Here is a 22204-nt window from a genome sequence, read left to right on the forward strand (position 1 = left end):
AATATATCTAAAATGGATTGCTCATTCTCTAAGACAATTTCTCGACACTCCAGAAGGTCTGTTAACTCTATTAAAAAATGGCGAATGCTCCTTTTTAAAAGGTTTTGATAGCATTCTCCTCTAGGAATAGGTCCAAAAGGGATGATTTCCAATCTACCTAAAAATTCGGGAGAATAGCTTCCTTCAGTATTCGAAGTTGCCCTAGCATTAAGTTTTCTAAATAATTCTTTGATTTCAGCAATGTTTTTCCTTTGTCCAAAAGCTTTTAAAACATGTGTTTGAAATAGATTTGATGTGCAAATGAGCACACAGTTTTTGAGATTGTATTGTATACATACGTTTTTATCTTTCTTTGTGTAGTTAAAAACGCAATATCCCTCATCAAAAAGGGTCAAAAGTGACTGCTTAACTTGAGCATGCGATTTTTCTAATTCATCAAAGACGATGACAACATCATGCAATTCGTAGGTCTCTTTTGAACCTTCTGTTTTAACCAAAACAGGAGAAAATCGTTCAAAGTCTTTACCTAAGGGCGGGAGATCTGAAGCTCCAAGATACCCTGTAGAGGAACCAAAAAGTTTAGTAATGCTACTTTCATGTGTAAATTGTTGCATTGTCAGAATAATGATACGGTCATTTTTAAGGCCAGCCACAGCTTTCGCTAATTCTGTTTTACCCACACCTGTTGGGCCTACATATAAATAAACCTGATTGGTGGATTTTGCTTTTGGTAAGCTAAGTAGAGCCGCCATCTCAGAAATCGCATGTTCTTGTCCTGCGACTCGTTTTTTTAATTCTTTTTTTATCCGATCATAAGCGACATCGGCCTTTTTAAGGCCTTCATCGAGCTCATTTTGCGCTTTTTCTTCGAGGATTTTATCGTAAACATTAGGATAAAATTGCTTTAATTTTTTTAAGAAAAGAGTTTTTTCATTTTGTGATAAATGTTGATGCTTTTCAAAAAGTTCTCGGAAATAGATTAAATCTCTTTCACACAGGTTGTTTTTTATGCTTTCAGGATCTAATCCTAATTCTTTTAAAATATTAATTTGATGCGAAGTTTCTAAATAACTAAGAATGATGTCAGCACATTTGCAGCTGTACTTATTCTCGTACATAATGCGAGTAAATCTTTGCCAATTTGAAAGTGGTTTGAATAAAGAAAATCTGCTCGGATCTAACGTTATGGCTTCAAGAGAAGTATTAGTCACCCTATTTAGGTTAATCTGTTCTAGCATTTCAACAATGCTAGCGTAAAATTCTTTTGGGTCTACTCCAGAGCTTAGAGACACAAGAGGTGTGTCTGGATGTAGTCTTATATTGAACGTAAAAGATTGCGATTCATCAAAATTAATTTTTGCTTTGGCACCGGGGAATATTTCTGTCGCAACATTAAATATATCCACTGGATCATATAGGGCTAAAGGTTTTTGCATGTTCAGGCTCTTATTTGTTTTCAAATTCATGGTCGCTATTTACTTAGTCCCATTTACGTTCACGATAGATAAAGTCTTTAAGCACATTTAAAAATGTTGTTAGCTCAGTGAAGCTCTCTATGGCATGTTCTCCTAAATCCATACTAGTATCTGGATGTAGTTCTTTAGATAGCGCCTTCCAAGCATTATCAACGTCCTCTTTTGTTGGATTGTCTTCAAGTCCTAAGGCTTCGTAAGCACCCTTTAATTCAATTTGCACGGTAGGTGAAGAGGGAGGGCGATTATCTTTCTGGTTCATCGCTTCATACATATCGGTACCCACCAAACTGATGTCAATAAGCATTGAAACTGCTGTTCCCCAGATAGGGATCATTGCAAATGCACCAGAAACTATTTCTCCTATACCTCTAATCCATTCCCCATTGTAAAAGCGATAACAACCGAGCGCAATACCTATAGCAAGGCTTACAAAAGGAATTTTTTTAGCAATGCTTTTGCCCAAAGCTTTTCCTGCTTCTTTAGAACCTTCTTTAGTAAGGATCCCTGCTAGAGTCTTACATAAGGAAATGGTAATATGTTTACCACCAACTTTAACCACGACTTTTGATAAAGCTCCCACGATTGTCCAAGGGTCTAAATTCTTTAGTTGCCGCAGAAAATTAATTTCCCTTTTTTGTAATTGCAGCTCTTTTTTAAAATCGACCGATTGTTGGTATTGTCTTAAGCGATCGATGGAAAGTTTGCTAACTGCTGTTGTGAGTTCAGCATTTTTCACCTCATAGTTATCGATTTTTTCTTTCAACTTTTCCTGCGCAGAGAGAATCTCGGCCTTTTTCTTTTTTTCTGCATGATAACTAATGATCATGTCTTTTATTTGGCTGTCAATTTCTAACGTATCGATTCCATGCTCTCCACTAGCGCTACCTGCAGGGCAATTTTTTCCCCCGTTTTCGAACCATGCTTCTAAACGTTTTTTTTCGAATTGATGGTTTTGCATGCAACACACTGGGTTTGTAAGCAGCGTGTTCGTAAAAAATGTGTCTTTGATCTCTCGCTGAGCATCTGAAGGGGCATGTTGCTTGTGGGTTAAAGACACTGTTTGAGCATTGAAAATAAGAATTTGTACCGGATGTTTAATAAATTTATTTTTTAGTGTTTCTCTAGTGACTTTAAAAGTTGGGATGAAAGCAGTTTCTGAACGCTCTTTATTTTCTTTGAGAAAATTTAGAATAATATCCGTAAATTTTTCAATTTCATCAGAATTTGCTGAAAACTTAAATCTATATATTTTTCTTCCTTGAACGGATATTGGTTGAAAAGTCGTGAAATCTGTCGATTCGCTGAATCGATCTAAAACTGCAGGAATCATGATGCTCCTCTATAAAATTTAAACTAAAAAAATGAAACATAACTTTTCTTTGAGATTTTTGTATATTTTTTTTTCATAAAAAAACATTTGATGTTTTGAAAAGTAAAGATTCTTAATCATTTGGGAGCTTATTAAACTTAGAAAGATAGGCAAATTTTTAATGTATAGGGTTATAGAGAGGGGGCAACACGAGTCTAAATTGATCAAGAGTTTTTTTAAAATAGTTCTATCAGACCTTTCTCTTTCCAACGCAGCAAATATTGGAGAACAAGATCAGCTGGAGCCTGGATGTCTTTGGCTATCTGCTCAACAAAACATTCTTGGGGAAGGATAGGGAGCAGGTCCATCAAAAGACGCAGCTTTTTCTGATCTTCATCGACCGATATTCCAAATGCTCTTTGACCAGGTTCTACATAAAGATCGTATGCGGGATTTGCAGTTGCAACGACGCCTGAGAACTTTTTACGCATCAAGGTTTGTTGATCAAGTATTTCAATTGTTTCGAGAAGCATAGACACAGATTCATCTAAGGCTTTTTGATCGATAATGGAAGGGTTGTCTAAATCAGAATGGTATTCGGGGTAAGGAAAGCGGGAAATGCTAGACATTGGAATTCCATAGCTCTCCCATACCATCTCATCGTTACAAATCACACTACGAAAAGCACCTTCTCGAAAGCCCGACTTATTTTTAAGAAGATGTGCCAGAATACTTTCTAACTGACCTTTTTCACGATGAGAATATTGCAAAGCAAGAGGGGTGTTTGAACCAAGCATCTCTAAAAAAATCGATTCCAAAACATTTTTTTGTGTTTCAGGCGACTTTCCTAAGTAATAGGCAGAGCCGATGATTTCTTGCACTAGTACAAATTTGTATGTGAATTTGGTTTTTTTTGGAAGAAGGCGATAAAAAAGTTCCACTCCCACGGCTACGCCGGCGAGATCGTCATTCGCCATACCACCATGATCAAGGTGTGCAACAAAAACAAAAGTTTCTGGATTTTCTCCAGCATGTGTGTGTTCCGCAACTTTTAAATACCCTTCAGACTCTTGCGTGACGAGTTTGACTTCATATGTCCCCTCAGTCAATGAGTTATAAAAGTCTTGTGTTACACAAAATCCCCAATCTCTACTCCATGGACGATAGTTCTGTCTGAAATGGTAGGGGACGGCTTGTGGAAAGCGGGCATCAAAGTGAAGATGCTTTTTGAGTGTATCTAAAGAAACTGTTCCTGAAAAGTTTGTAGATAATCCAATCACGTTCAGAGGAGTGGTCGATTGAAAAATGCACTGTCCATCTTTCCAAATTTCTCCTTTTATCAAATCCCATTTGGGAGGAATCGTCCAACCATTGAAAATATCATTTGCAGGATAAGTGTAAATTTTTAAAGGAATTAAAGCGTTGATGTGATCTAAGCAAAAGTCATAGTCGGTCGAGCAAAAATTGCGGTTTCTCTGCCAAAGATCACAGATCAGATCGTAAGCTAAAGAATGAGGCATGGTCGTTTCCTTCATTTAGGGACTCCATCAAAGGGGATTTGTCCGGCAATAAATTTTGGTGGGGCTTGTAAGAATGCGTAGATATTGTTTTCTAAATATTTGACACCTTCTTGAAAGGTATCTTCGGTGGACACGGATAAAATATTTCCTTTTCCTACAGATATCGAGCGAGCTAATCCTCTTTGCAAGAGAAGGCTTTCAAAAGGTTTTAAGTTATATTCAATTCCATAATTTAAGTAACGTACAGCACTTACAGGGTATCCAGGAATAGGATTGTCTCCACGTGTTACTGGATAGGGATAGACTTTAAAGTATAAATGAGGGACTCCCACTTCTTGTTCGATGTGGTGCACATAAGTCATTGTTTCCATTCCAATTCCAATAAAAACCATTTTTGCATTCAGCGAGTGTAAACGATGCCAAGGCGAATTGATTCCGTAACCACTTAAGGAATTACCTCCTGAAATATATTCAGCATGAGGGCCAATTGCCGCAATACTTTGAAGAGGATTTCCACTGCGAACTTTTCCTTGTAAGGTGCAAATATGTGCACTGAATGCTCCCAAAGATTTGGATACAGGGGAGTATTCCGTATCAAAGGGAATGCCATGTCTTGCATATTCATAAAAATAAGCGGGAACAGCGATGGTTCCTTTTTTGCCAAGAATACTCTGAAAAGCATTTAGATAAAAATTTAAAATAGCTTCCCGATTTTTAGCTTGCTCAGGGATTCCCAATCGCAATAAATCACTATGAACAAGAACCACATCTCCTTCACAAATGCCTAGTTGCCTGAATCCAGTTTGAATTGTTTCCTGATTGAGCTGTAGCATGGTTAATCCTTTAGACTGAAAGTCCGCCATCGACGACAAGGGTTTGGCCTGTAATAAATCTTCCTTTTTCTGAAAGCAAAAATTCGACCAACGGTGCGACATCATCAAACTCTGCTAGCCGGCCTAAAGGTGTTCTTCGCACGATGGTTTGCTGTTGGTCAGATGAAAGTGAAGAGGAAAGATCTGTTACCATATAGCCCGGGGCGACCACATTCGCTGTAATCTGTTTAGAACCGACTTCTCTCGCTAAACTGCGCGTCATGCCTTCTAAAGCGGCCTTTGTGGAGGAGTAAACTACCAGTCCCTTTGCTCCACGAGTTCCTGCTACAGAACTGATTGAGAGGATTCTGCCGGGTGTATGTGAGGTCAGCATATTGCGCAAGCAGAGACGAGTTAATAGCAACGCTCCAGTTAAGTTGACTGTTAGCATTTTTTCGATTTCAATTTCTGGCAAGGTAGCGAAGATCCCATCGACGGCGACAGCAGCATTATTAATCACGCCATAGATGTTTCCTTGAATGGAAATCGCCTGTTCACAAAATTGTTCAAGCTGTTCCGAATGGGAGTTATCCACACAGGCAAAGTAATAGTGATTTGGGTAATGATTTTGTAAAAGTTGAACATCGGGAGTTGCATAACGACTAAAAGTACTGACTTTATAACCCTGTTCCAGCAAATACTTAGACAAAGCCAATCCTAGCCCTTTCGAACCTCCTGAGAGGATGAGATGTTTAGAGGAGATCGCGGATTTTTTTTCCATTACTTGAGATTGCAAAGTGGTCTACCCTCCGAATAAGATGAGGAATTTTATAATCCTCTAAAATTTTTTTTAGCTCTTGTTTGATAGCTGCAGGATCAAATATTTTAGAGTGTCGCATTTTGATATCTGCCACGATCAAAGAGCCTACAATAGGGCTTTTTCGCGCATAGACAAGGCTATCTTCGACATCTTTTAAGCTATTGATCGCTTGCTCTATTTCTTCTGGAGAGACTTTTCTCCCTCCACTATTGATACGTCCATCTTTACGTCCCACAAAATAAACACGATCTTGTTTAATTTCTACCAAATCACCGGTAGGAATCCATGTGTTGTGTATATTTGGAGCGCTTAGGTAGCCCTCCATTCCGTGGGGAGCTAACACCTCTAACTCATTTTCTGCATTAATGCGCAATTGAGCGCCACTTTTTTCACCTTGATAAAGGAAAGATGTCGGGAAGCCCGCGTCTCTATCTGACACAACAATGGCACTTCCAGTTTCTGTGGAGGCATAAATGTGCGTTAATCGTTGGGGATGAAAAAAAGCCCCAACTAGGTCAATGGTTTGTTGGTCGACAATTTCACCGCCAAGAGTGGCTTGTAGAAGTTTCGGTGGGGTAATGTGGGAAGGCCATGTGGAGATCAGCATCCTCCAAAAGGTAGGAGTCGCTGAGATAATCGAAATTTGATGCTTGAGAATCCCTTCGGCAATTTGCTCAAAATGGTTATCGTCATAATACAAGCTGCCTTGACTGTTTAAAGCAGCGAAAAAAACTTGCAGGCCGGCATAAGACCAAGGTGCATAGCTTAATAACCAGCTTTTCTTGTGCAGATAGCTAGGCACAAAATGAGAAGGAGTTTGGATAGCTTCCCACTTATGCAGGGCAATTTTGGGCTCTCCCAGCGTTCCTGAAGTAAAAATACCTAAACGCGGTTCTGAAGGGGTGCCCACATTTTGAGAAAATTCAATGGAGTTGTCTTCACTTAAGTAAAGAGAGATTGGCCATTCGTGTAATAACTTTTGAATCTGGAAATCAAGTACAATTAAAGGGCAAACATATAAAGCGATTTGAAGGTCTCTTGCGGCAATGATCGCTGCAAAAAGCGATCGTACATTTGATGTTCGAATGAGAATTGTAGTGTGGTGGTCAAAAAGGGCTTTATGCTTGCGTACATCTTCTTCAAATGCATCTTTAGAAACGGTTTGATCAAACAAAAAGAGAAAATCAGTTGTCATAGAGTGTTGCGAGTTCCTCTATGGTAGAGAAAGGAATAAAGCCATTTTTAAACGGATCCTTACCGGATTTTTCTTCGAGCTTGACCACGACAATGGCAAGGTCTAGGGAATCTAAAGATGTGTCGGTTAAAATGCGTGTATCAGCTTTAAGAGGTGTAAACGCCTTTTGTTGCTCTTGCGTAACCTCTTGGATGGTTTGGATGACTAATTCAATGGATTGTGACGATGGCATTCCTGCTCCGGGTAGCATTAACTGAGTATGTGGCAATATAATTTTCAGAGTTTTTGCTGTCAACTAGGCAATGCATTAAGGGCGAAGACCAAACATACCGCCTCCACTTCCGGGAGATGCTTGCGTTCCAACTAAGGAAGGAATATCTCCTCTTTCGATGGCTGTTTTCCATTGAACTGCTTTTTCTTTAAATGGGATTAGAAAAGCCACAATCTTCTCGCTCGTTAAGTCTTGCATGGGCAAAGTTCCATATAGAATCAATTGATCGGATTGTTTACTGTATGCAAATGCGCCGATGCGAGGCTCTTGCAATCCATTTGCTCGAAGGGCTTCGCGAAAGACATTTTCTCGATATTTACTGGGGGGGATCGATCCAATTGTTGTACCAAAGATCATGCGCTCACCCCGCGTTTCTCTTTCAATTTGAATAGAAATACCCTCTTTGAAGTTAATCAGGCAGGAGTGATTGCGATCTGCATGGAGATCGTTTATCTTCAATTTTTGTCCAACTTCAGCCAGCAAAGTATCAAAAAGATCTGAGACCATAATAAACCTCTGATAGGGAATTATTCTTTATCTTCCTCTTCTTCCTGTTCTTTTTCCTCTTGTTCCTCAAGGTCATCTTCCAAGTCTTCTAGAGCTTCAATGATTGCCAGCAAAAGTTCATCCCGGTGTTGGAGGGATTTATAAATTTGGTTCATGGCGACTTCACGTACAGCATCTCGAAATTGGCTAAAAGCAATAATTTTAGCTAAGATCCAATCTTCAATGCCTAATTTAACAGCTCTTTGTAAGACTTTATCGGCAGAAGGATAACGTTCAGCCGCAAGAGACATAAATTGTTTGGCCATCATTTCGAAAGTCAATTGTTCGGGGAAATCTAATCCCTCTTTGCTAAAGAGGCTATGCATAAGATTCATGCGACCTTGAAAGAAGCGGTATACACCTAAAATGGCCTGGAGCGAGCGGGTTTCTGTAATAAGACGGTGTAGTTGACCCCGTGGAATAGAGGGGCCTTTGGATTTTAAATCACTCCCAAGAGAGTGGAGGAGGAAAGAGACCACTTTTTTAAGCTCGTTGAACGGATATCTTTGAGAGAGTTCTTGGAAGAGGGAGGTTGAATCGCGAGGAGTTCCCGTGATATCTCGATACATATCTCGCAATGTGGTCGGTGTACCCAAACCAGCGTCAGCTGCTTGACGTGCTTGCGCACTGATGTTGCGCCCAGCTGCAATTTCGCGATCGTTTTGTTGGCTAAATTCTTCCTTAATCTCTTTAATTTTTTGGTAGAGCTCTCCATCGGTCGTTTCGAGGAGAAATTCAAGGGCCTCATCAGCTAAGGAGACGTCGGGATAAAACTCTAAAATTTTGCGTAAAATTTCTTCCTTGGAGTCATCAGGTTTGATTTGTTCACGCAAAAGAACAAGGATTTGAGCTTTAAGCTCTGGGTTCCTTCCTTGAAATTGACTAGCTGCATCCTTAATTGCTTGTAGAGGTAGCAATCTATCAGCTTTTTCTCCCATTTTTCCCGATTTTTGCACGCGACCGCGCTGCGCAGAAAGTGGCTTTTCCTTTTTAGTTAGGCGAGCTGCAAAAGGATTACTAATCTCCTTTTGCGACTCTTGGAAAGCTAACTTACTTTCCGCTTGCTCCGCGGTAAGCTCTTCCTTTGTTTCCTGTTGGACTTGTTTCATCGCTTCGAGCGTCACATTGACTCGGCTATCAGAAAGTCCTTGTTGGATATTCCAATCGGGCATGCGAACCTCCGAGGTTCAAACAAGATTCAAAAAAATAAAGACGTCAAGCACTGCGTGTTAGGTCAATTGGACACGTCCTAGGGGTTGAATACGGATTTCAGGTACAATTTCTTGGTACGAGACGACCGAAATATCAGTAAATTCCATTTCAATCAATTTTCTCACAAAGCGTCTAACGTCAATGGCAGTTAACAATACAGGAGGCTGCCCGCCTGGAGGCGGAGGCGCAACGGTGTTGCGGACACCCTGCAAAATGAGCTGAACTGAATCGGGATCGAGTGCAAGGTATGACCCTGCAGATGTTTGCTTAATCGCACCGCGCACCATGTCTTCGATTTCGGGATCTAAGATATACACAGAAAGAACAGACTGCCCCTGTGAATATTTGTAACTAATATATCGTTTTAAAGAGGAACGAACGTATTCAGTTAAAAGCACTGTATCTTTTTCGGTCTGGGCCCATTCGCTTAAGGATTCGAGAATGGTTCTTAAGTCTTTAATTGAGACCTGTTCTTGGATGAGACGTTTGAAAATGTCCGTCATCTTTTGAAGAGGAATTAAGCGAGTGACTTCTTTGACAAGGTCGGGGAATGATTTTTCCACGAATTCCAACATCGATTTGACTTCTTGAATTCCCACAAATTCGTTGGCGTATGTACGGAAGAAGTACGAAATATGCAAAATCATCACTTCTAGAGAATTCCAGTACTTGACACCTGCTTTGTTAAGCAAATCAATATTTTTGCTTTCTACCCAAAGCGATGGAAGACCCAAGGCACTTTTATAGGTTGTGTAAGAAAGATTATAACGTTTCAAGTTTTCTTCACTTTCATTGGTGAGAACAAATCCTTCTAAAACTCGACCTTTGACAATGGGGACTTCGTTTAAATGAATCGAATATTCATCTTTTTCCAAAATAGGGGAGTCTGTTCTGACGTGTACACCTGGGAATCTCACACCTAAATCCGCATAAAGTGCCTGGCGCATCTTCGGAATCATTTTGTCGATAAAGCTTTGTCCCTTTTGTGCTTTTTGAATTTCTTGGCTTAAGCTCGATCCGCACTCTAATACCACGGGAAGTGTTAAAGCGTAGCTATCTATACCACCACCCGAGACCACCTTGTGTCCTTGGACACCCATATCTACCGTGGAGGTATCGGCCGCAGAAGAGATTGTCCCTCCTCCAGCTCCTCCTCCCGTTCTAGCAGCTTCTACTTTTTGTTTTTCGGAAACCCAAAGAGAGTAGCCTAAAAGTCCTAAAGCGGAGGCAAAGATCAAAAAAGGAGGTTTTGGGAAACCGGGAATAGCTGCCATACCCATTAAGAATCCAGCGGAAATCAACAGCGCTTTTGGTTGTTTTAAAATTTGACCCGAGATCTCACTACCCAAGTTACTTTCGGCTTTATCGCTCGAGACACGGGTTGTGACAATACCGGCCGTAATCGAGATTAATAGGGCGGGGATTTGAGATACGAGACCATCCCCAATAGAGAGGAGAGAATAAGTTGTTACGGCATCCATAGCAGGCATGCCATTCAATGTCATCCCGATGATCATCCCCCCGATGATGTTGATCAGGGTGATCACGATACCTGCAATCGCATCCCCTTTAACGAATTTCATCGCACCATCCATCGCACCATATAACTGGCTCTCTTTTTGGATGGCTAGACGTTTTTCTCGGGCTTGATTTGAATCGAGGATACCAGCGCGCATATCGGCGTCAATACTCATTTGCTTACCAGGCATCGCATCCAAAGTGAAACGTGCTGCGACTTCCGCTACCCGTTCCGCACCCTTGGTGATCACAATAAACTGCACAAGCGTGATGATAAGAAAGATAACACCACCGACAACGAAGTTACCACCCACCACGAATTGACCGAACTGGAAAATAATATCACCGGCATTCGCATGAAGCAAAATTTGTCGTGTGGAAGCAATGTTAACCCCCAGCCGATACAACGTCGTAATCAGAAGTAGGGAGGGGAAAATGGAAAGGTGCACAGCACTGGGGATGTAAAGGGCTACCATCAAAAGCGCTACTGAAGCCGTTAAGTTTAAGGCGATTAAGAAGTCGATGATATGCGGATTAACCGGGATGATGATCATTGCCATAATACAAATGATCAACAACGCTAAAGCAATGTCACTCGACCGGGAGATGGTGTCTAGCGATCTTTCACCGCCCAATCTGCTAGTTATACCATCAAGAATTCTACGTATTAAATCCATTTTTTTTGTATCTCCAGTATGGCTACCTTTCTGTGTATTCGTGTTGAGTATCTGTGTTAAGAGAAGAAATCCAGCGTAAAATTTCGGCTATCAATTCATAAGTATCTTCAGGGACAAATTCGTAAACATCGGCCTCTTCCCACAATTTGTGTGCTAGCTTAATATTACGCACAACAGGAACATTAAATTCTTCCGCATATTTAATAATTCGCTCAGCTAGGGCGTCTTCGCCTTTTGCTAGCACAAAAGGAGCTGCATCGTAGTCTTTTTTATATCCAATCGCGATGGCTAAGTGCGTCGGATTCGTGACAACTGCCTGAGCACGTTTTACCCCCCCACGAGGTCCTTCTTGATAAGCGATTTCTTGCGCAATTTGTTTTCGTTTACTTTTAATTTGAGGATCACCCTCAGAGTTTTTGTACTCTTGTTTAACCTCAAATTTTTCCATTTTCATTTCACTAGCAAAGGTTTTCTTTTGGTAGATGAAGTCTGCCACTGCAATGATAATGAAGAATAATCCAACTTTAATCACAACTTCCATCAAAAACGCATAAAACACCATGAGTGAAGCGTCGATAGGTAATGAGACGGCTCTAATTAAAACCGGCAAACTTTTCCACATCACATCGTAGACGATGTAGCACGCAATCGAGATTTTAAGGACCGATTTAAGCAGTTCGACGAGTGTTTTCAGCTTGAATTTAGACTTTAAGTTTGAAATAGGGTCAAATTTTTTGATGTCGAACTTAAATACTTCCAATGCAAACATCGGGCCAACTACGAGAAAGTTGATCAAAACCCCAATCACACTTACCATTCCAAGAATGGGAATAGACGTGATAAAAATCTCTGTTAAGCCTTGAATATAAAGATCAGGAATAGCCGTGTCTAGGCTGCCCTTAGCGATTTGATGAAAAGTCATCACCGTAAAGCTGCCTAAATGATCAAAAAGAAATTTACTGGCGGCCAAGGTTACCCAAATGGACACAATAAATGTAAAAGCAGAGGGCAAATCTTGCGACTTTGCAACCTGTCCTTTATTGCGTGCATCGCGTAACTTTTTCGGGGTCGCCTTTTCGGTTTTTTCGCCCATAATGTGACTCCAAGTCTCACAAGCTCAATAAATCAAGTTACGGTATCTTCAAATGTATACAAAACTACTCATTTATGAGCAGCACTAAACTCTCTTTATCTTCCTAATTCTAGTATAATTCACATTTAAGAGAGGCGTCAAGAAAAAATTATAAAATTTACTATTAGATTGAATTATTATAATCCTTTGATTATTATTGGCAAACTATTAACAACAGAGGAAATAAAAAGGAATAATCCTTACAACTCCTCATGAACCCAGCTATCTGTTAGATAGAACTACTTAACCTGAGTAACTTATGGCAAATCTTTCATGTGGAATCGTCGGATTACCTAACGTTGGGAAATCCACTCTTTTTAATGCGTTAACTGCAAATAAGGCAGCAGCTTCCAATTATCCGTTTTGTACAATCGATCCTAATATTGGAATCGTGGAAGTTCAGGATCCACGCTTAAACGTCCTGTCAGGACTATCTCATAGCAAAAAAATTATTCCAGCAAGCATGCAATTTGTCGATATTGCAGGTTTAGTTGCAGGAGCTTCCAAAGGTGAAGGTCTCGGAAACAAATTTTTGGCAAATATTCGCGAAACTGATGCGATCGTGCATGTGGTGCGCTGCTTTGAATCGAGCGATATTGTGCACGTTTCGGGCAGTGTCGATCCGATTCGCGATATCGAAGTAATTAACCTTGAGCTTAGTTTGGCCGATCTTCAAATGGTCGAAAATGTGTTGGGGAAAGTTGAAAAGCAAGCCAAAAGCAATAAAGATTATGTTCCTGTTTTAGCTTGTTTAAATCGTGCGAAAGAGCATTTGGACCAGGGAAAACCGATCCGAACCTTGGAATTGAACTCTGAAGAAGTAGAATTACTAAAACCCTATCCTTTTTTAACGGCAAAAAAAGTTCTGTATGCAGCAAATATTGCCGAATCAGATTTAGATACCATGACGAATGAATTTGTGGAGCGCGTGAAAAAGTATGCGGAAGCAGAAGGGAATCGCGTGATCACAATTTGCGCGAATTTAGAAGAGGAAATTGCCCAATTACCCGCTTCAGAACAAGCTGAATTTTTGGAAAGTTTAGGGTTAAAGCAATCAGGTTTACAGCGCCTTATAAAAGAGTCTTTTAGTATGTTAGGATTGATTACATTCTTGACAACCGGAGATATTGAAACGCGTGCATGGCCGATTGTCAAAGGAACTATGGCTCCAGAAGCCGCGGGTAAAATTCATTCCGATCTGCAGAAAGGGTTTATTCGAGCAGAAGTTGTCGCATACGACGATATGGTGAATTACAAAGGTCGAGCAGGCGCTCGCGAAGCCGGCAAAGTGCGTGCAGAAGGAAAAGATTATACGGTGGCAGACGGTGATGTTATCATCTTTATGCATAATTAATTAGGAGAATAATCAGTGATGGGTTATCAAAACCTCGCCTCAACAGAATTGTTTGTGACATGTTCACAAGGCCTTGAACCCCTTTTAATTGAAGAGTTACAAGAGCTTAGCTTTGAAAACGCCCATCCTGGTTTTCGAGGAGTTTTTGTTAAAATCAAGGACCTCAGTGACATTTATCGGATCAATTATAATTCACGGATTGCAAGCCGTGTGTTATTTCCACTCACGACCTTTAATTGTTACGATCAAAAAGCTCTTTATCGAGGAGCTTCTCAATTCGATTGGATCCCCTTCTTTAGAAAAGGGATGACATTTGCGATTGATTCCAACGTCAATCATCGATTGATTAGGAATAGTTTATTTGCAGCGCAAGTTGTTAAAGATGCAATTTGCGATCAATTGAGAGAAAAGTTTGGTGAAAGGCCCAATATCGATGTCAAAAATCCTGATATCCAATTGAACCTTTTTATCCAAGGAAACACGGCCATACTTAGTTTGGATACTTCAGGTGCGCCCCTTCATAAAAGAGGTTATCGATTAGACAGTGTAGAAGCCCCCATGCAAGAAAATCTGGCCGCAGCTATTCTTCGATTAGCGAATTACAAAAAAGAAGAGATCATGTGTGATCCTTGTTGTGGATCAGGGACTTTGTTGATTGAAGCTGCTTTGATGGCTTCTCAAACACCTCCTGGTTTTTTACGCAAAGATTGGGGATTTATGCGGTTTCCTGAGTTCTCGGCTTCCGACTGGCTTAAAGTCAAAATGGAGGCCGACCAAAAGCGTCAGCCCATACCCAAAGGTCATTTATTTGGAGTTGAAATCAACAAAAATGCAGTGCGCGTGAGCAAAACGAATATTCGAGCTGCAGGATTTTTGAACGAAATTGAGGTTGTGCAGGGCGATTTTAGAGAGTGGACACCTTCTGTTTTACCGACATTGCTAGTGACTAATCCACCACACGGGAAACGATTGGATTTTGCGGAAGATTTGCGTCCTCTGTATCGCTCGATTGGGGATTTTATGAAACAAAAGATGGCGAAACCTGCAAGAGGATTTGTCTTCACCGGAAACTTAGATTTGACTAAAGAAGTGGGCCTTGCCGCAAAACGGCGCCATGTTCTCCATAGCGGGGGAGTCGAATCACGCCTGCTAGAATTTGATGTTTATTAGAATTAAAAAACCTCTGGCTTTAACAGCCAGAGGTTTTGCCACTTAAGCTCTTGGTTGAGATCTCTCTATTGCAGCCTTTCTTTCAATGTCTTTTACATTTTCCAGTCTTTTTAATGCTTGCTGTCGTAGAGGGGCGTGAAACAGACGCAGCTTTTCTGCAGCATCAGGATATCGTGCCTCAAGTTCTTCTGCTTTATTAGAGCATTTTTGCAAAGCCGCTATATACACACCGAGACTTTTCTTGTCGCTTTTTGCAGATTTAACTTGGCCGTGGCAATGAAAATAGTTAATAAAGATTCCTTGATCGTTATGTATAATTTTGTAATACGTGTCTCTATTCACCGCTCCTGTTATATGGATAACTTTAGGTTGCTGAGTCGTCACTTGTTGTGGGCTAGGCGGAGAAATGGAGAGTGGTAGAGGGACAGCTTGCTCATAAGTAGTTTCAGGAACTTGTCCATAAGCTTCATAATGTTTAAGTTTTTGAGAAACAAAGTCATCCCATTCTTTCATTTCCTCAACTGTATAGGTTTTCTTAATGATCCCAATTAAAAATTCCATGTGCTTTAAATCTTGAAATAAGTAGTCTTTAAGCTCTTTTTGTGGGTTTGATTTCGATTGAATTAAGTCGAAAATTTTGTTTACACACTCGTAAACACTGTATAAATGACCTATTGCTTCATTCGTATTTGATGGAACATTTTTTTCTTGGTGAATATGTTGGAGAGTTATTCCATCGAAAGCAAAAGAATCATTATTCCAAGTTTCTCTGGATTGTAAAGGAGTCATATAAACCTCATAATACATTTATAATTGTACTGTTTTTAATTTAAGTAATGTGATTTTATGTTAATTTTATTGAAAATAAGTGTTTTAAGTTGATTGAATTTAAATGAGAAATCCAATAAATAAGAAAATCTTTGACCGATGCCATAAAGTTTAGTTTGGGGGCTGAGGATTTTCAGTTTCAAGTTTTTGTCTTTTTGTTTTGCTAGAAAGTTCCCGTATTTTTGGTTTCCCCGCTTTTTTATTTTCTCTTTCCAGTTGTCTTTTTATTCTATTTTCGATTGCTTCTATCAATTCATTATGGAGTTTAAGATTGTCCTCCGCAGCTTCAGGAAATCTCTCTCTTGTTTCTTCGCCTACCGCAGAGCACGCCCATACAGCTTTTAAAAATGTGTTGGTATCTCTAACAGCTTGGGGCTTTAACGAATGAGAATGAAAGTATTGGACTGAACCATTGTATATTCTGTAAAAAGGATCACGATTAGTGGCTCCAGGAATATGGGTGATTATTTTTTCAACTTCTAGACTCGCAACTTGTTCAGGGCTAGGAGGAGAAATAGAGGGAGATTGTGGAGGCATTAAAGGAGATAACGGGGGTGCTTCATAAACTTTGAGCTTTTGAGAAACGAAGTCTTCCCATAATTTCATTTCCTTATTTGTATAGGTTTTCTTAATTATTCCAATTAAGAATTCCATGTATTTTAAATCTTTAACGACATGAGCACCGAGTTCTTTTTCCGAATGATTTTTTGAATGAATTAAATCAAAAATATGATTCACACATTCATACACACTATACAAATGTCCTATAGCCTCATTGGTGTCCAATTGAACATGACTGTTTTCTTGATGTATGTGTTGAAGAGTTGTTCCATTGAAAGCAAAAGAATCGTTATTCCAAGTTTCTCTGGAAGATTGAAGAGAATTCATATAAACCTTATAAAATATTTAATTAGTGTCTTTAATTTAAATAAATGCAAGTTATACTGTTAATTTTTTTTATTTCTTTTCGGAGTTGCTTCGGTAAACTAAAAGAGAAGTTGGTGGAGATAGAAAACCTCTGACTAAAAGTCAGAGGTTTAGTTTGTTTTTTTATTGTGTAGGCTGTATCTTTTCTGGTTCAACTCTTTGTTTTTTTACTTTGAAAGAACGTTCTTCTATTTTTGGTTTTCCCGCTTTATTACTCTCTCTTTCCAAGTATTTTCTCTTCTTGCTTTCGACTATTTGTATAAATTCATTATGAAGTTTAAGATTATTTTCGGCAGCGGAGGGAAACCTCTCTCTAGTTTCTTCGCCTACTTCAGAGCACTTACGTACAGCCTCTAAAACTTTGTCAAAGTTTTTGCAAACCGTGTAAGGATTCAATCCATGGGAATGTTTGTATTGGACTACTGGATTGCCTTGAGCTTCATGGAAAAATGCGTAAACGGGTTTACGGTTAGTGGCTCCTGATACATGCATAACCCTCTCTTTTATTGGTTCACTCGCAATATCTTGCTGAGAGCTAGGAGGGCGAGAAGAAATGGAAGGAGACTCTGGTGAAGCTTCGTAAGCTTTAAGATTTTTAGAGACGAATTCTTCCCATGACTGCATTTCTCCATCTGTATACGTTTTCTTAATTATTTCAATTAAGAATTCCATGTGTTTTAAATCTTTAACTAAGTAGTCTTTCAGGTCTTTTTCTGAATGACTTTCCGCTTTAATTAAAGCAAAAATTTTATCTACGCATTCATAAATGCTATACAAATGTCCTATAGCTTCATTGGTATCTGCTGGAATGTTTTTTTCTTGATGAGTGTGTTGGAGAGTTATTCCATTGAAAGCAAAAGAATCGTTATTCCAAGTTTCTCTGGAAGACTGTAAAGGATTCACAAAAACCTCGTAATTTTATTTGTTTATTTAAGTGTATTAATTATATATACTTACGTGATTTTTGTTTAGCTTAATTTGTATTTATTAATTTAATTAATTAAAAGCTGGTTTGTTTTGTCATGAATTACATTAAAGATATTGATAGACGCGAATGGGATAATAAAAATCTATGTGCCAGTTGTTTTTTGAAATATCTTTTGAAAGGCAATAAAGATACTGTATTTGGTGGTCCTAAACATGTAACTCTGAACTTAAATTTTATTGACTTTTCAGTCTGGATGATCAAATATTTTATTTGTGATTACAATCAACATCGAGCACTACATATTTAGGACTACCTGTTAGTTTGTTGTTGACAAATAAAAAAGTAGAATCTTAAATAACGTATTTATTTTAATAAAATATATTGGAGTAAATATGAGTTTTTCTTTTTATCCGACATTAATTGGAGGAAGAGTTAACATACAAGTTCCAGATGCAGTCAATAAATATCAATCAACATCGGAAACGCCAATTGGCAAATTTCCAAAAGTTGTTAGTGTACAAGCATACTCTAAGGATAGCTGGTGGGGTAAATTTAAGGTATTAATTAGTCAGGCTGAAAGGTTCAAGGATGATAATGGAAATGAGTATATTCTTAACATGCGTAGCCTGGGCAAAGCATTACAACTTACTGAGGGACAAAAGTTAAGCAAGATTAATGCCCGCACAAAAATGGCCGCCTTTAAGAGATTTTTCCCTGAGGCTACGGTAAGAACTCTTGAAATGGTGGTAGAGAAATGCAAGATTGCAGCTCAATCTCAAGCAGAACAAATCAATAAATTAAAAGAATTGGAATCTAAAAAATCAATTATTGCTCTTTGCAAAAAACATCCTATTTTAAATACTAATCTGAAATTTATAATAAATTTTCGTATTAAAATTAAAGAGGGGGATGTCATTCGTGTCAATTTTTATCTTAAGCCTAATGGAGGGGTAGTAATGAGCAATTTTGGTCAAAAAGCTTGTGTAACAAATAGAGAAGAGTTAACAAATGCTTATTGTTTTGTAGCAGATCTTTATCTTGAAAATGAAGTATATTATATTAACCTTAAAAAAGATACCGCCGTACACATTGAAACTATAGACACTTGGACAGCCAAATCTAATCAACAAGAAATTGATAAACAATATGAAAATGCGCTTGCAGTTATAGCTAGTTGTAAATAGTAATGCTTGATGTTGATTGTAATCACAAATAAAATATTTGTTTATCCCGACTGAAAAGTCAATAAAATTTAAGTTCAGCATTACATGTTTAGGACCGCCCTGTATTTGAATTTCAATTTATGATAGAGGGTAGTGGCTTAAAACTAGGGCTCTTTAGAATCCAGAATTTTAGAAAATGTTCGCTGATCCCAGTCTTTGGTCAGAGTTGTTCCATTTGCCATATAAGTCGTGGCATTTAAGAAATCTAAAAATCTCTCCCCATAAATAACAGCGCCTTGTTGAACAGCGAATAAATTTCCGCGTATAGGATAATAATGCGTCTGGATATAGGCAATATTGTCGCGTAGCTCGCTAGGAGCAATAAACGTATAAGCAATTTGGATTTTCACTTCTGGATTTTGAGATAGCGCTTCATTCCAATCCGCTATAAGAAGAGGAACGAGATCGTAGCCTGCTTTTTCTGTCACGAGTTGTGAGAGATCTTCCTCTCCGATTTCGAGGACAACTCCGTTCACGATCGATTTATATGTTGTCATCGGTTCCAAATTTAATAAGGCCTTTTCATTGTCCTGAACTCCTTTTCCCCATACCGAAGGGTCTTTGGATTTGTAGTTAAAGAGGCGTTTAAAACCAAATGCAATGGCGGGTTTCATCGATTGAATAGTTTCTTCACTGAGAGAAGAAGACGCAATTTCGATATTCATCAGATCTCCATAATCGAATAAAAGAATTTTTTCGTCGGGGAATTTTTTGAGAATTACTTCTAAGTCGTTGATAGGGGATTCTAAAGAAGGATAAGTCGTAAGTTGGGGCATCAACGACGCTGTTCTTCCTGTGAGATGCATTTGATAATCTTCACTCCAAGGAAGTTCCTGAGAAAAAATAGCGAAAAAGTTAAAAACCGCAAATATAAAAAACATGATGAGTCTTTTCATAAAAAATCCTTATTAAGTTCTTTTAATATCAGTATAACAAAAAATAAATTCTTTGAAATTCGATTGAAAGAAATTGAATTCTTAACCTAAGTGGAAAGTAACTGTTTAAATAAACTTTCTTCTAAACAAAAAAGGCCTCAAGCTCTCAAAATTGTTTTTCTACAAACAAACCAGAGAGCCGAGGCCATGAAAGAACGAATTATAGCAATTTATTGCCTTTGTGACGACTTTATTCAGAATCAGAATTTTTTTGATTGGCATAATGTTAAGATCGGCACCTCAGAAGTGATGATGAGTTTTGTTGTGGCAATGAGATTCTTTTATGGAAATTTGGATCTGGCTCTCTGGCTCGTCGCTTCTTATATGAGCATGAATATATTCGTAAATATATTATGCTTAGTTGCTTGAATAAGCGTGTTCATAAAATATGGAGATCGGCGAGATTTAGAAAGCAGGGAATCAGACTAGCAGATCGTAAAACAAATTCAACCCGATTGATCGATTTGGAAGAATTCGTAAACTTGAAATACATTCGAAGAACTATTGAACCACCTTTGGAGTAATTTCAAGATTTCTGCCGAGGAAAATTCATGCGGTGACTTCAGCTGGTTTTGAATTAAAAATCACAGGATTTATTTTGGCCTATGCCACATATTCTATATACAACTAAACATTTGTTGATAGATGGAAATCTCCCATAGCTTTTACAAGTACAGCAGCAAAAGAAGTTGAGCCATTACTGGACCGTGTGGAAAAGCATATTAGCAGCGTGTTAGCAAAAGAGATTATCCCTATTTTTGAAGTAGACAAAGGATATGATGCAGAAGCACTTAGAGACAAGCTCTTAAGACGCAAAATTTCCACATGGATTTGCAGGCGCAAAAAACCTGGCAAGGCAGCAGAAAAACTAGAGTCCCTTTTGAGCGGATAAGCTGGAAAGTTGAACGCGCGATATCTTGGTTACAGAGAAAGTTTAGACGATTAGCAGTAAGGAGGGAAAAAAGAACGCACTATTGGAAAGGATTTTTGACATTCAGCCTGATAACTTTTTGGATCGATAAATTAGAGAGAGATAGATTCATATATTATTCTTATAGCATATAATCTTAAAGCCAAAGTTGAAGCCAGTTCTGAAGAAAGATACGTCGCAGCCCAAAAAGCTATTGATGATTTGCCTTATTCTCTTGAAATGCAAAATGACTATGCATTAAAATGTAATCGATCGAATGGAAATTATTTAAATAATTCAACAAAAAGGAGTTTTATATGAGATTGGTAGATAATAGATATCCGTATCCATTATGGGATCCTAATAAAGATAGCCATAAAAATGAATTGCAAAAGAAAAATATAAAAGTGGAAAAAACCAATAATGTTTTTCAAAACATGAAAAATCAAATCACAACAAAAAATGAATTCGCTCCTAGAGAAGAAACTAATGAAGAAAGACGTCCGGCAGGGATAAAGCATATTTTGTGCTTAAAGCCTCGCCCTATAGAAGAATAACAGGCGGGCGACAAATATGATTTCCTAAACTAAACTTAATAAAGGCATTATAGAATATTCATAATGCCTGTGTAGCATAGAAATTATTAATTAATATAAGTTGCAAATAACTAATTTGCGAGGAAGTTTGTTGTGGCTGCAATAAGAAATCCGAAGACTTTAATTTCAAATCCTTCAGGACTAATGAAATAAATCTTCCTAGGTAAAAGCCTTGAGATTATTCCAAATGCTCCTTCAATGAATTTTCTAATATACTTCAAATTCACAAAATCACGCAGACTAATAGGATGAAGATAGTTCGATTTTGGTTGTACTATCAATCGTATTTTTTCTTTGACCTCGCATGGCGTAAACATTATTTTGCTAAGTAAGCCAATGTTTCAAATCATGCAGATGTCTTTCGTTACTAAAAATCTATCTATCTATTTAAGCTCTATAAGGATAAACCCAAACTCGGGTTACTAAAGTTATACCCTCTGAATTTTTCACCTTCATAAATTCTGCAGTTTTGAATTCTTATGTTTCTGCAAACAGACACAGGAAAAGTATCTAAAATATATCAAGGAATTTCCTTTGGTGACAGGCGAATGAGTAAAGATTATGAGTATTGGACTGAAACAAGTGAAGCAATGATCTATCTTTGTATGACAAGAACAATGGTAAACAGGTATAAATCAATAACTTAAATTTTCAAATACTTTCTAAAGGGCAATTTTGGGTAAGCAATCGATGCTCAGCCAAGCCTCGGAGAACTAATTTGTACATACGGGATGGCTTAATTCATGGCTGACGTTACATGAGCCGCGGGCAACCGGAAATAAAAAAATGGATAGCTTATTTCTTTCCCAAGTGTCAAAAATAAAAGGCATTATCTTTAAATTAAAA

20 protein-coding genes and 3 pseudogenes are annotated in these 22204 nt (G+C 38.4%); 6 read left to right on the forward strand and 17 right to left on the reverse strand.

Going from position 1 to position 22204, the window contains the following annotated elements; translation table 11 throughout:
• The 11 genes from AB7E63_RS07070 to sctU form a co-directional block, all read right to left on the reverse strand.
• Positions 1-1436, reverse strand: a 1436-nt coding sequence (locus AB7E63_RS07070; protein WP_428419059.1) for an AAA family ATPase, incomplete at its 3' end; no start/stop codon positions are given.
• A 43-nt stretch (positions 1437-1479) separates the two neighbouring features.
• Positions 1480-2805, reverse strand: a complete 1326-nt coding sequence (locus AB7E63_RS07075; RefSeq protein ID WP_428419061.1) for a DnaJ domain-containing protein — start codon at positions 2803-2805, stop codon at positions 1480-1482.
• A 215-nt stretch (positions 2806-3020) separates the two neighbouring features.
• Positions 3021-4304 carry a DUF4910 domain-containing protein gene (locus AB7E63_RS07080; protein ID WP_226987362.1) on the reverse strand — a complete coding sequence of 428 codons (1284 nt, stop codon included), beginning with the start codon at positions 4302-4304 and terminating at the stop codon, positions 3021-3023.
• Positions 4305-4315: 11 nt separating this feature from the next.
• Positions 4316-5137 (reverse strand): AAC(3) family N-acetyltransferase, encoded by an 822-nt coding sequence (locus tag AB7E63_RS07085; protein ID WP_013924563.1) that lies wholly within the window; start codon positions 5135-5137, stop codon positions 4316-4318.
• A 10-nt stretch (positions 5138-5147) separates the two neighbouring features.
• Positions 5148-5897: an SDR family NAD(P)-dependent oxidoreductase gene (locus AB7E63_RS07090; protein ID WP_006342276.1), complete on the reverse strand. Its 750-nt coding sequence runs from the start codon at positions 5895-5897 to the stop codon at positions 5148-5150.
• Positions 5869-7131 (reverse strand): class I adenylate-forming enzyme family protein, encoded by a 1263-nt coding sequence (locus tag AB7E63_RS07095; protein WP_006342275.1) that lies wholly within the window; start codon positions 7129-7131, stop codon positions 5869-5871. The genes AB7E63_RS07090 and AB7E63_RS07095 overlap by 29 nt, the downstream gene beginning before the upstream one ends.
• Positions 7121-7363: a hypothetical protein gene (locus AB7E63_RS07100; RefSeq protein WP_013924566.1), complete on the reverse strand. Its 243-nt coding sequence runs from the start codon at positions 7361-7363 to the stop codon at positions 7121-7123. The genes AB7E63_RS07095 and AB7E63_RS07100 overlap by 11 nt, the downstream gene beginning before the upstream one ends.
• Before the next feature lie 75 nt (positions 7364-7438).
• Positions 7439-7909 carry a CesT family type III secretion system chaperone gene (locus tag AB7E63_RS07105; protein WP_006342273.1) on the reverse strand — a complete coding sequence of 157 codons (471 nt, stop codon included), beginning with the start codon at positions 7907-7909 and terminating at the stop codon, positions 7439-7441.
• Between the two features lie 20 nt (positions 7910-7929).
• Positions 7930-9120: an HrpJ domain-containing protein gene (locus AB7E63_RS07110; protein WP_006342272.1), complete on the reverse strand. Its 1191-nt coding sequence runs from the start codon at positions 9118-9120 to the stop codon at positions 7930-7932.
• Positions 9121-9177: 57 nt separating this feature from the next.
• A complete protein-coding gene (sctV, locus tag AB7E63_RS07115) occupies positions 9178-11346 on the reverse strand; it encodes a type III secretion system export apparatus subunit SctV (RefSeq protein WP_036746518.1) in 2169 nt (722 codons plus the stop codon).
• 31 nt (positions 11347-11377) lie between these two features.
• Positions 11378-12448 carry a type III secretion system export apparatus subunit SctU gene (gene sctU, locus AB7E63_RS07120; RefSeq protein WP_006342270.1) on the reverse strand — a complete coding sequence of 357 codons (1071 nt, stop codon included), beginning with the start codon at positions 12446-12448 and terminating at the stop codon, positions 11378-11380.
• A gap of 298 nt (positions 12449-12746) precedes the next feature.
• On the opposite strand from sctU, the gene ychF reads away from it, so the two are divergent.
• Both ychF and AB7E63_RS07130 read left to right on the forward strand, forming a co-directional pair.
• The gene (ychF, locus tag AB7E63_RS07125; protein WP_006342269.1) at positions 12747-13841 is read left to right on the forward strand and encodes a redox-regulated ATPase YchF; all 1095 of its coding nucleotides are present in this window, start codon (positions 12747-12749) and stop codon (positions 13839-13841) included.
• An 18-nt stretch (positions 13842-13859) separates the two neighbouring features.
• Positions 13860-15011, forward strand: a complete 1152-nt coding sequence (locus tag AB7E63_RS07130) for a THUMP domain-containing class I SAM-dependent RNA methyltransferase (RefSeq protein WP_284452699.1) — start codon at positions 13860-13862, stop codon at positions 15009-15011.
• A gap of 42 nt (positions 15012-15053) precedes the next feature.
• Here AB7E63_RS07130 and AB7E63_RS07135 read toward each other — a convergent pair whose 3' ends face one another.
• From AB7E63_RS07135 to AB7E63_RS07145, 3 genes are all read right to left on the reverse strand, one after another.
• A complete protein-coding gene (locus AB7E63_RS07135; protein ID WP_059358818.1) occupies positions 15054-15800 on the reverse strand; it encodes a hypothetical protein in 747 nt (248 codons plus the stop codon).
• Between the two features lie 150 nt (positions 15801-15950).
• The gene (locus AB7E63_RS07140; protein WP_006342266.1) at positions 15951-16727 is read right to left on the reverse strand and encodes a hypothetical protein; all 777 of its coding nucleotides are present in this window, start codon (positions 16725-16727) and stop codon (positions 15951-15953) included.
• Positions 16728-16889: 162 nt separating this feature from the next.
• A complete protein-coding gene (locus AB7E63_RS07145; protein WP_039376402.1) occupies positions 16890-17669 on the reverse strand; it encodes a hypothetical protein in 780 nt (259 codons plus the stop codon).
• Between the two features lie 417 nt (positions 17670-18086).
• Here AB7E63_RS07145 and AB7E63_RS07150 point away from each other — a divergent pair, with 417 nt between their 5' ends.
• Positions 18087-18878, forward strand: a complete 792-nt coding sequence (locus tag AB7E63_RS07150; protein WP_428419067.1) for a hypothetical protein — start codon at positions 18087-18089, stop codon at positions 18876-18878.
• Between the two features lie 143 nt (positions 18879-19021).
• Here the strand turns inward: AB7E63_RS07150 and AB7E63_RS07155 are convergent, their stop codons facing one another.
• The gene (locus tag AB7E63_RS07155; RefSeq protein ID WP_428419069.1) at positions 19022-19813 is read right to left on the reverse strand and encodes a hypothetical protein; all 792 of its coding nucleotides are present in this window, start codon (positions 19811-19813) and stop codon (positions 19022-19024) included.
• Positions 19814-20561: 748 nt separating this feature from the next.
• Here AB7E63_RS07155 and AB7E63_RS07160 point away from each other — a divergent pair.
• Positions 20562-20744: a hypothetical protein gene (locus AB7E63_RS07160; RefSeq protein ID WP_013924574.1), complete on the forward strand. Its 183-nt coding sequence runs from the start codon at positions 20562-20564 to the stop codon at positions 20742-20744.
• Positions 20745-21079: 335 nt separating this feature from the next.
• Complete coding sequence (locus AB7E63_RS07165) at positions 21080-21319, forward strand: hypothetical protein (protein ID WP_013924575.1); 240 nt, start codon at positions 21080-21082, stop codon at positions 21317-21319.
• A 110-nt stretch (positions 21320-21429) separates the two neighbouring features.
• On the opposite strand, the pseudogene AB7E63_RS07170 reads toward AB7E63_RS07165, so the two are convergent.
• Together AB7E63_RS07170 and AB7E63_RS07175 are read right to left on the reverse strand one after the other, a co-directional pair.
• A pseudogene (locus tag AB7E63_RS07170) lies at positions 21430-21654 on the reverse strand (IS982-like element ISPasp3 family transposase); the annotation flags it as partial.
• Positions 21655-21776: 122 nt separating this feature from the next.
• Positions 21777-21878: pseudogene (locus tag AB7E63_RS07175) on the reverse strand (IS982-like element ISPasp3 family transposase); the annotation flags it as partial.
• A 22-nt stretch (positions 21879-21900) separates the two neighbouring features.
• On the opposite strand from AB7E63_RS07175, the pseudogene AB7E63_RS07180 reads away from it, so the two are divergent.
• Positions 21901-22005: pseudogene (locus tag AB7E63_RS07180) on the forward strand (IS5/IS1182 family transposase); the annotation flags it as partial.
• Positions 22006-22204 lie beyond the last annotated feature (199 nt).

This window comes from Parachlamydia sp. (assembly GCF_050255895.1).
GTDB classification, from domain to species: Bacteria; Chlamydiota; Chlamydiia; order Chlamydiales; family Parachlamydiaceae; genus Parachlamydia; species Parachlamydia acanthamoebae.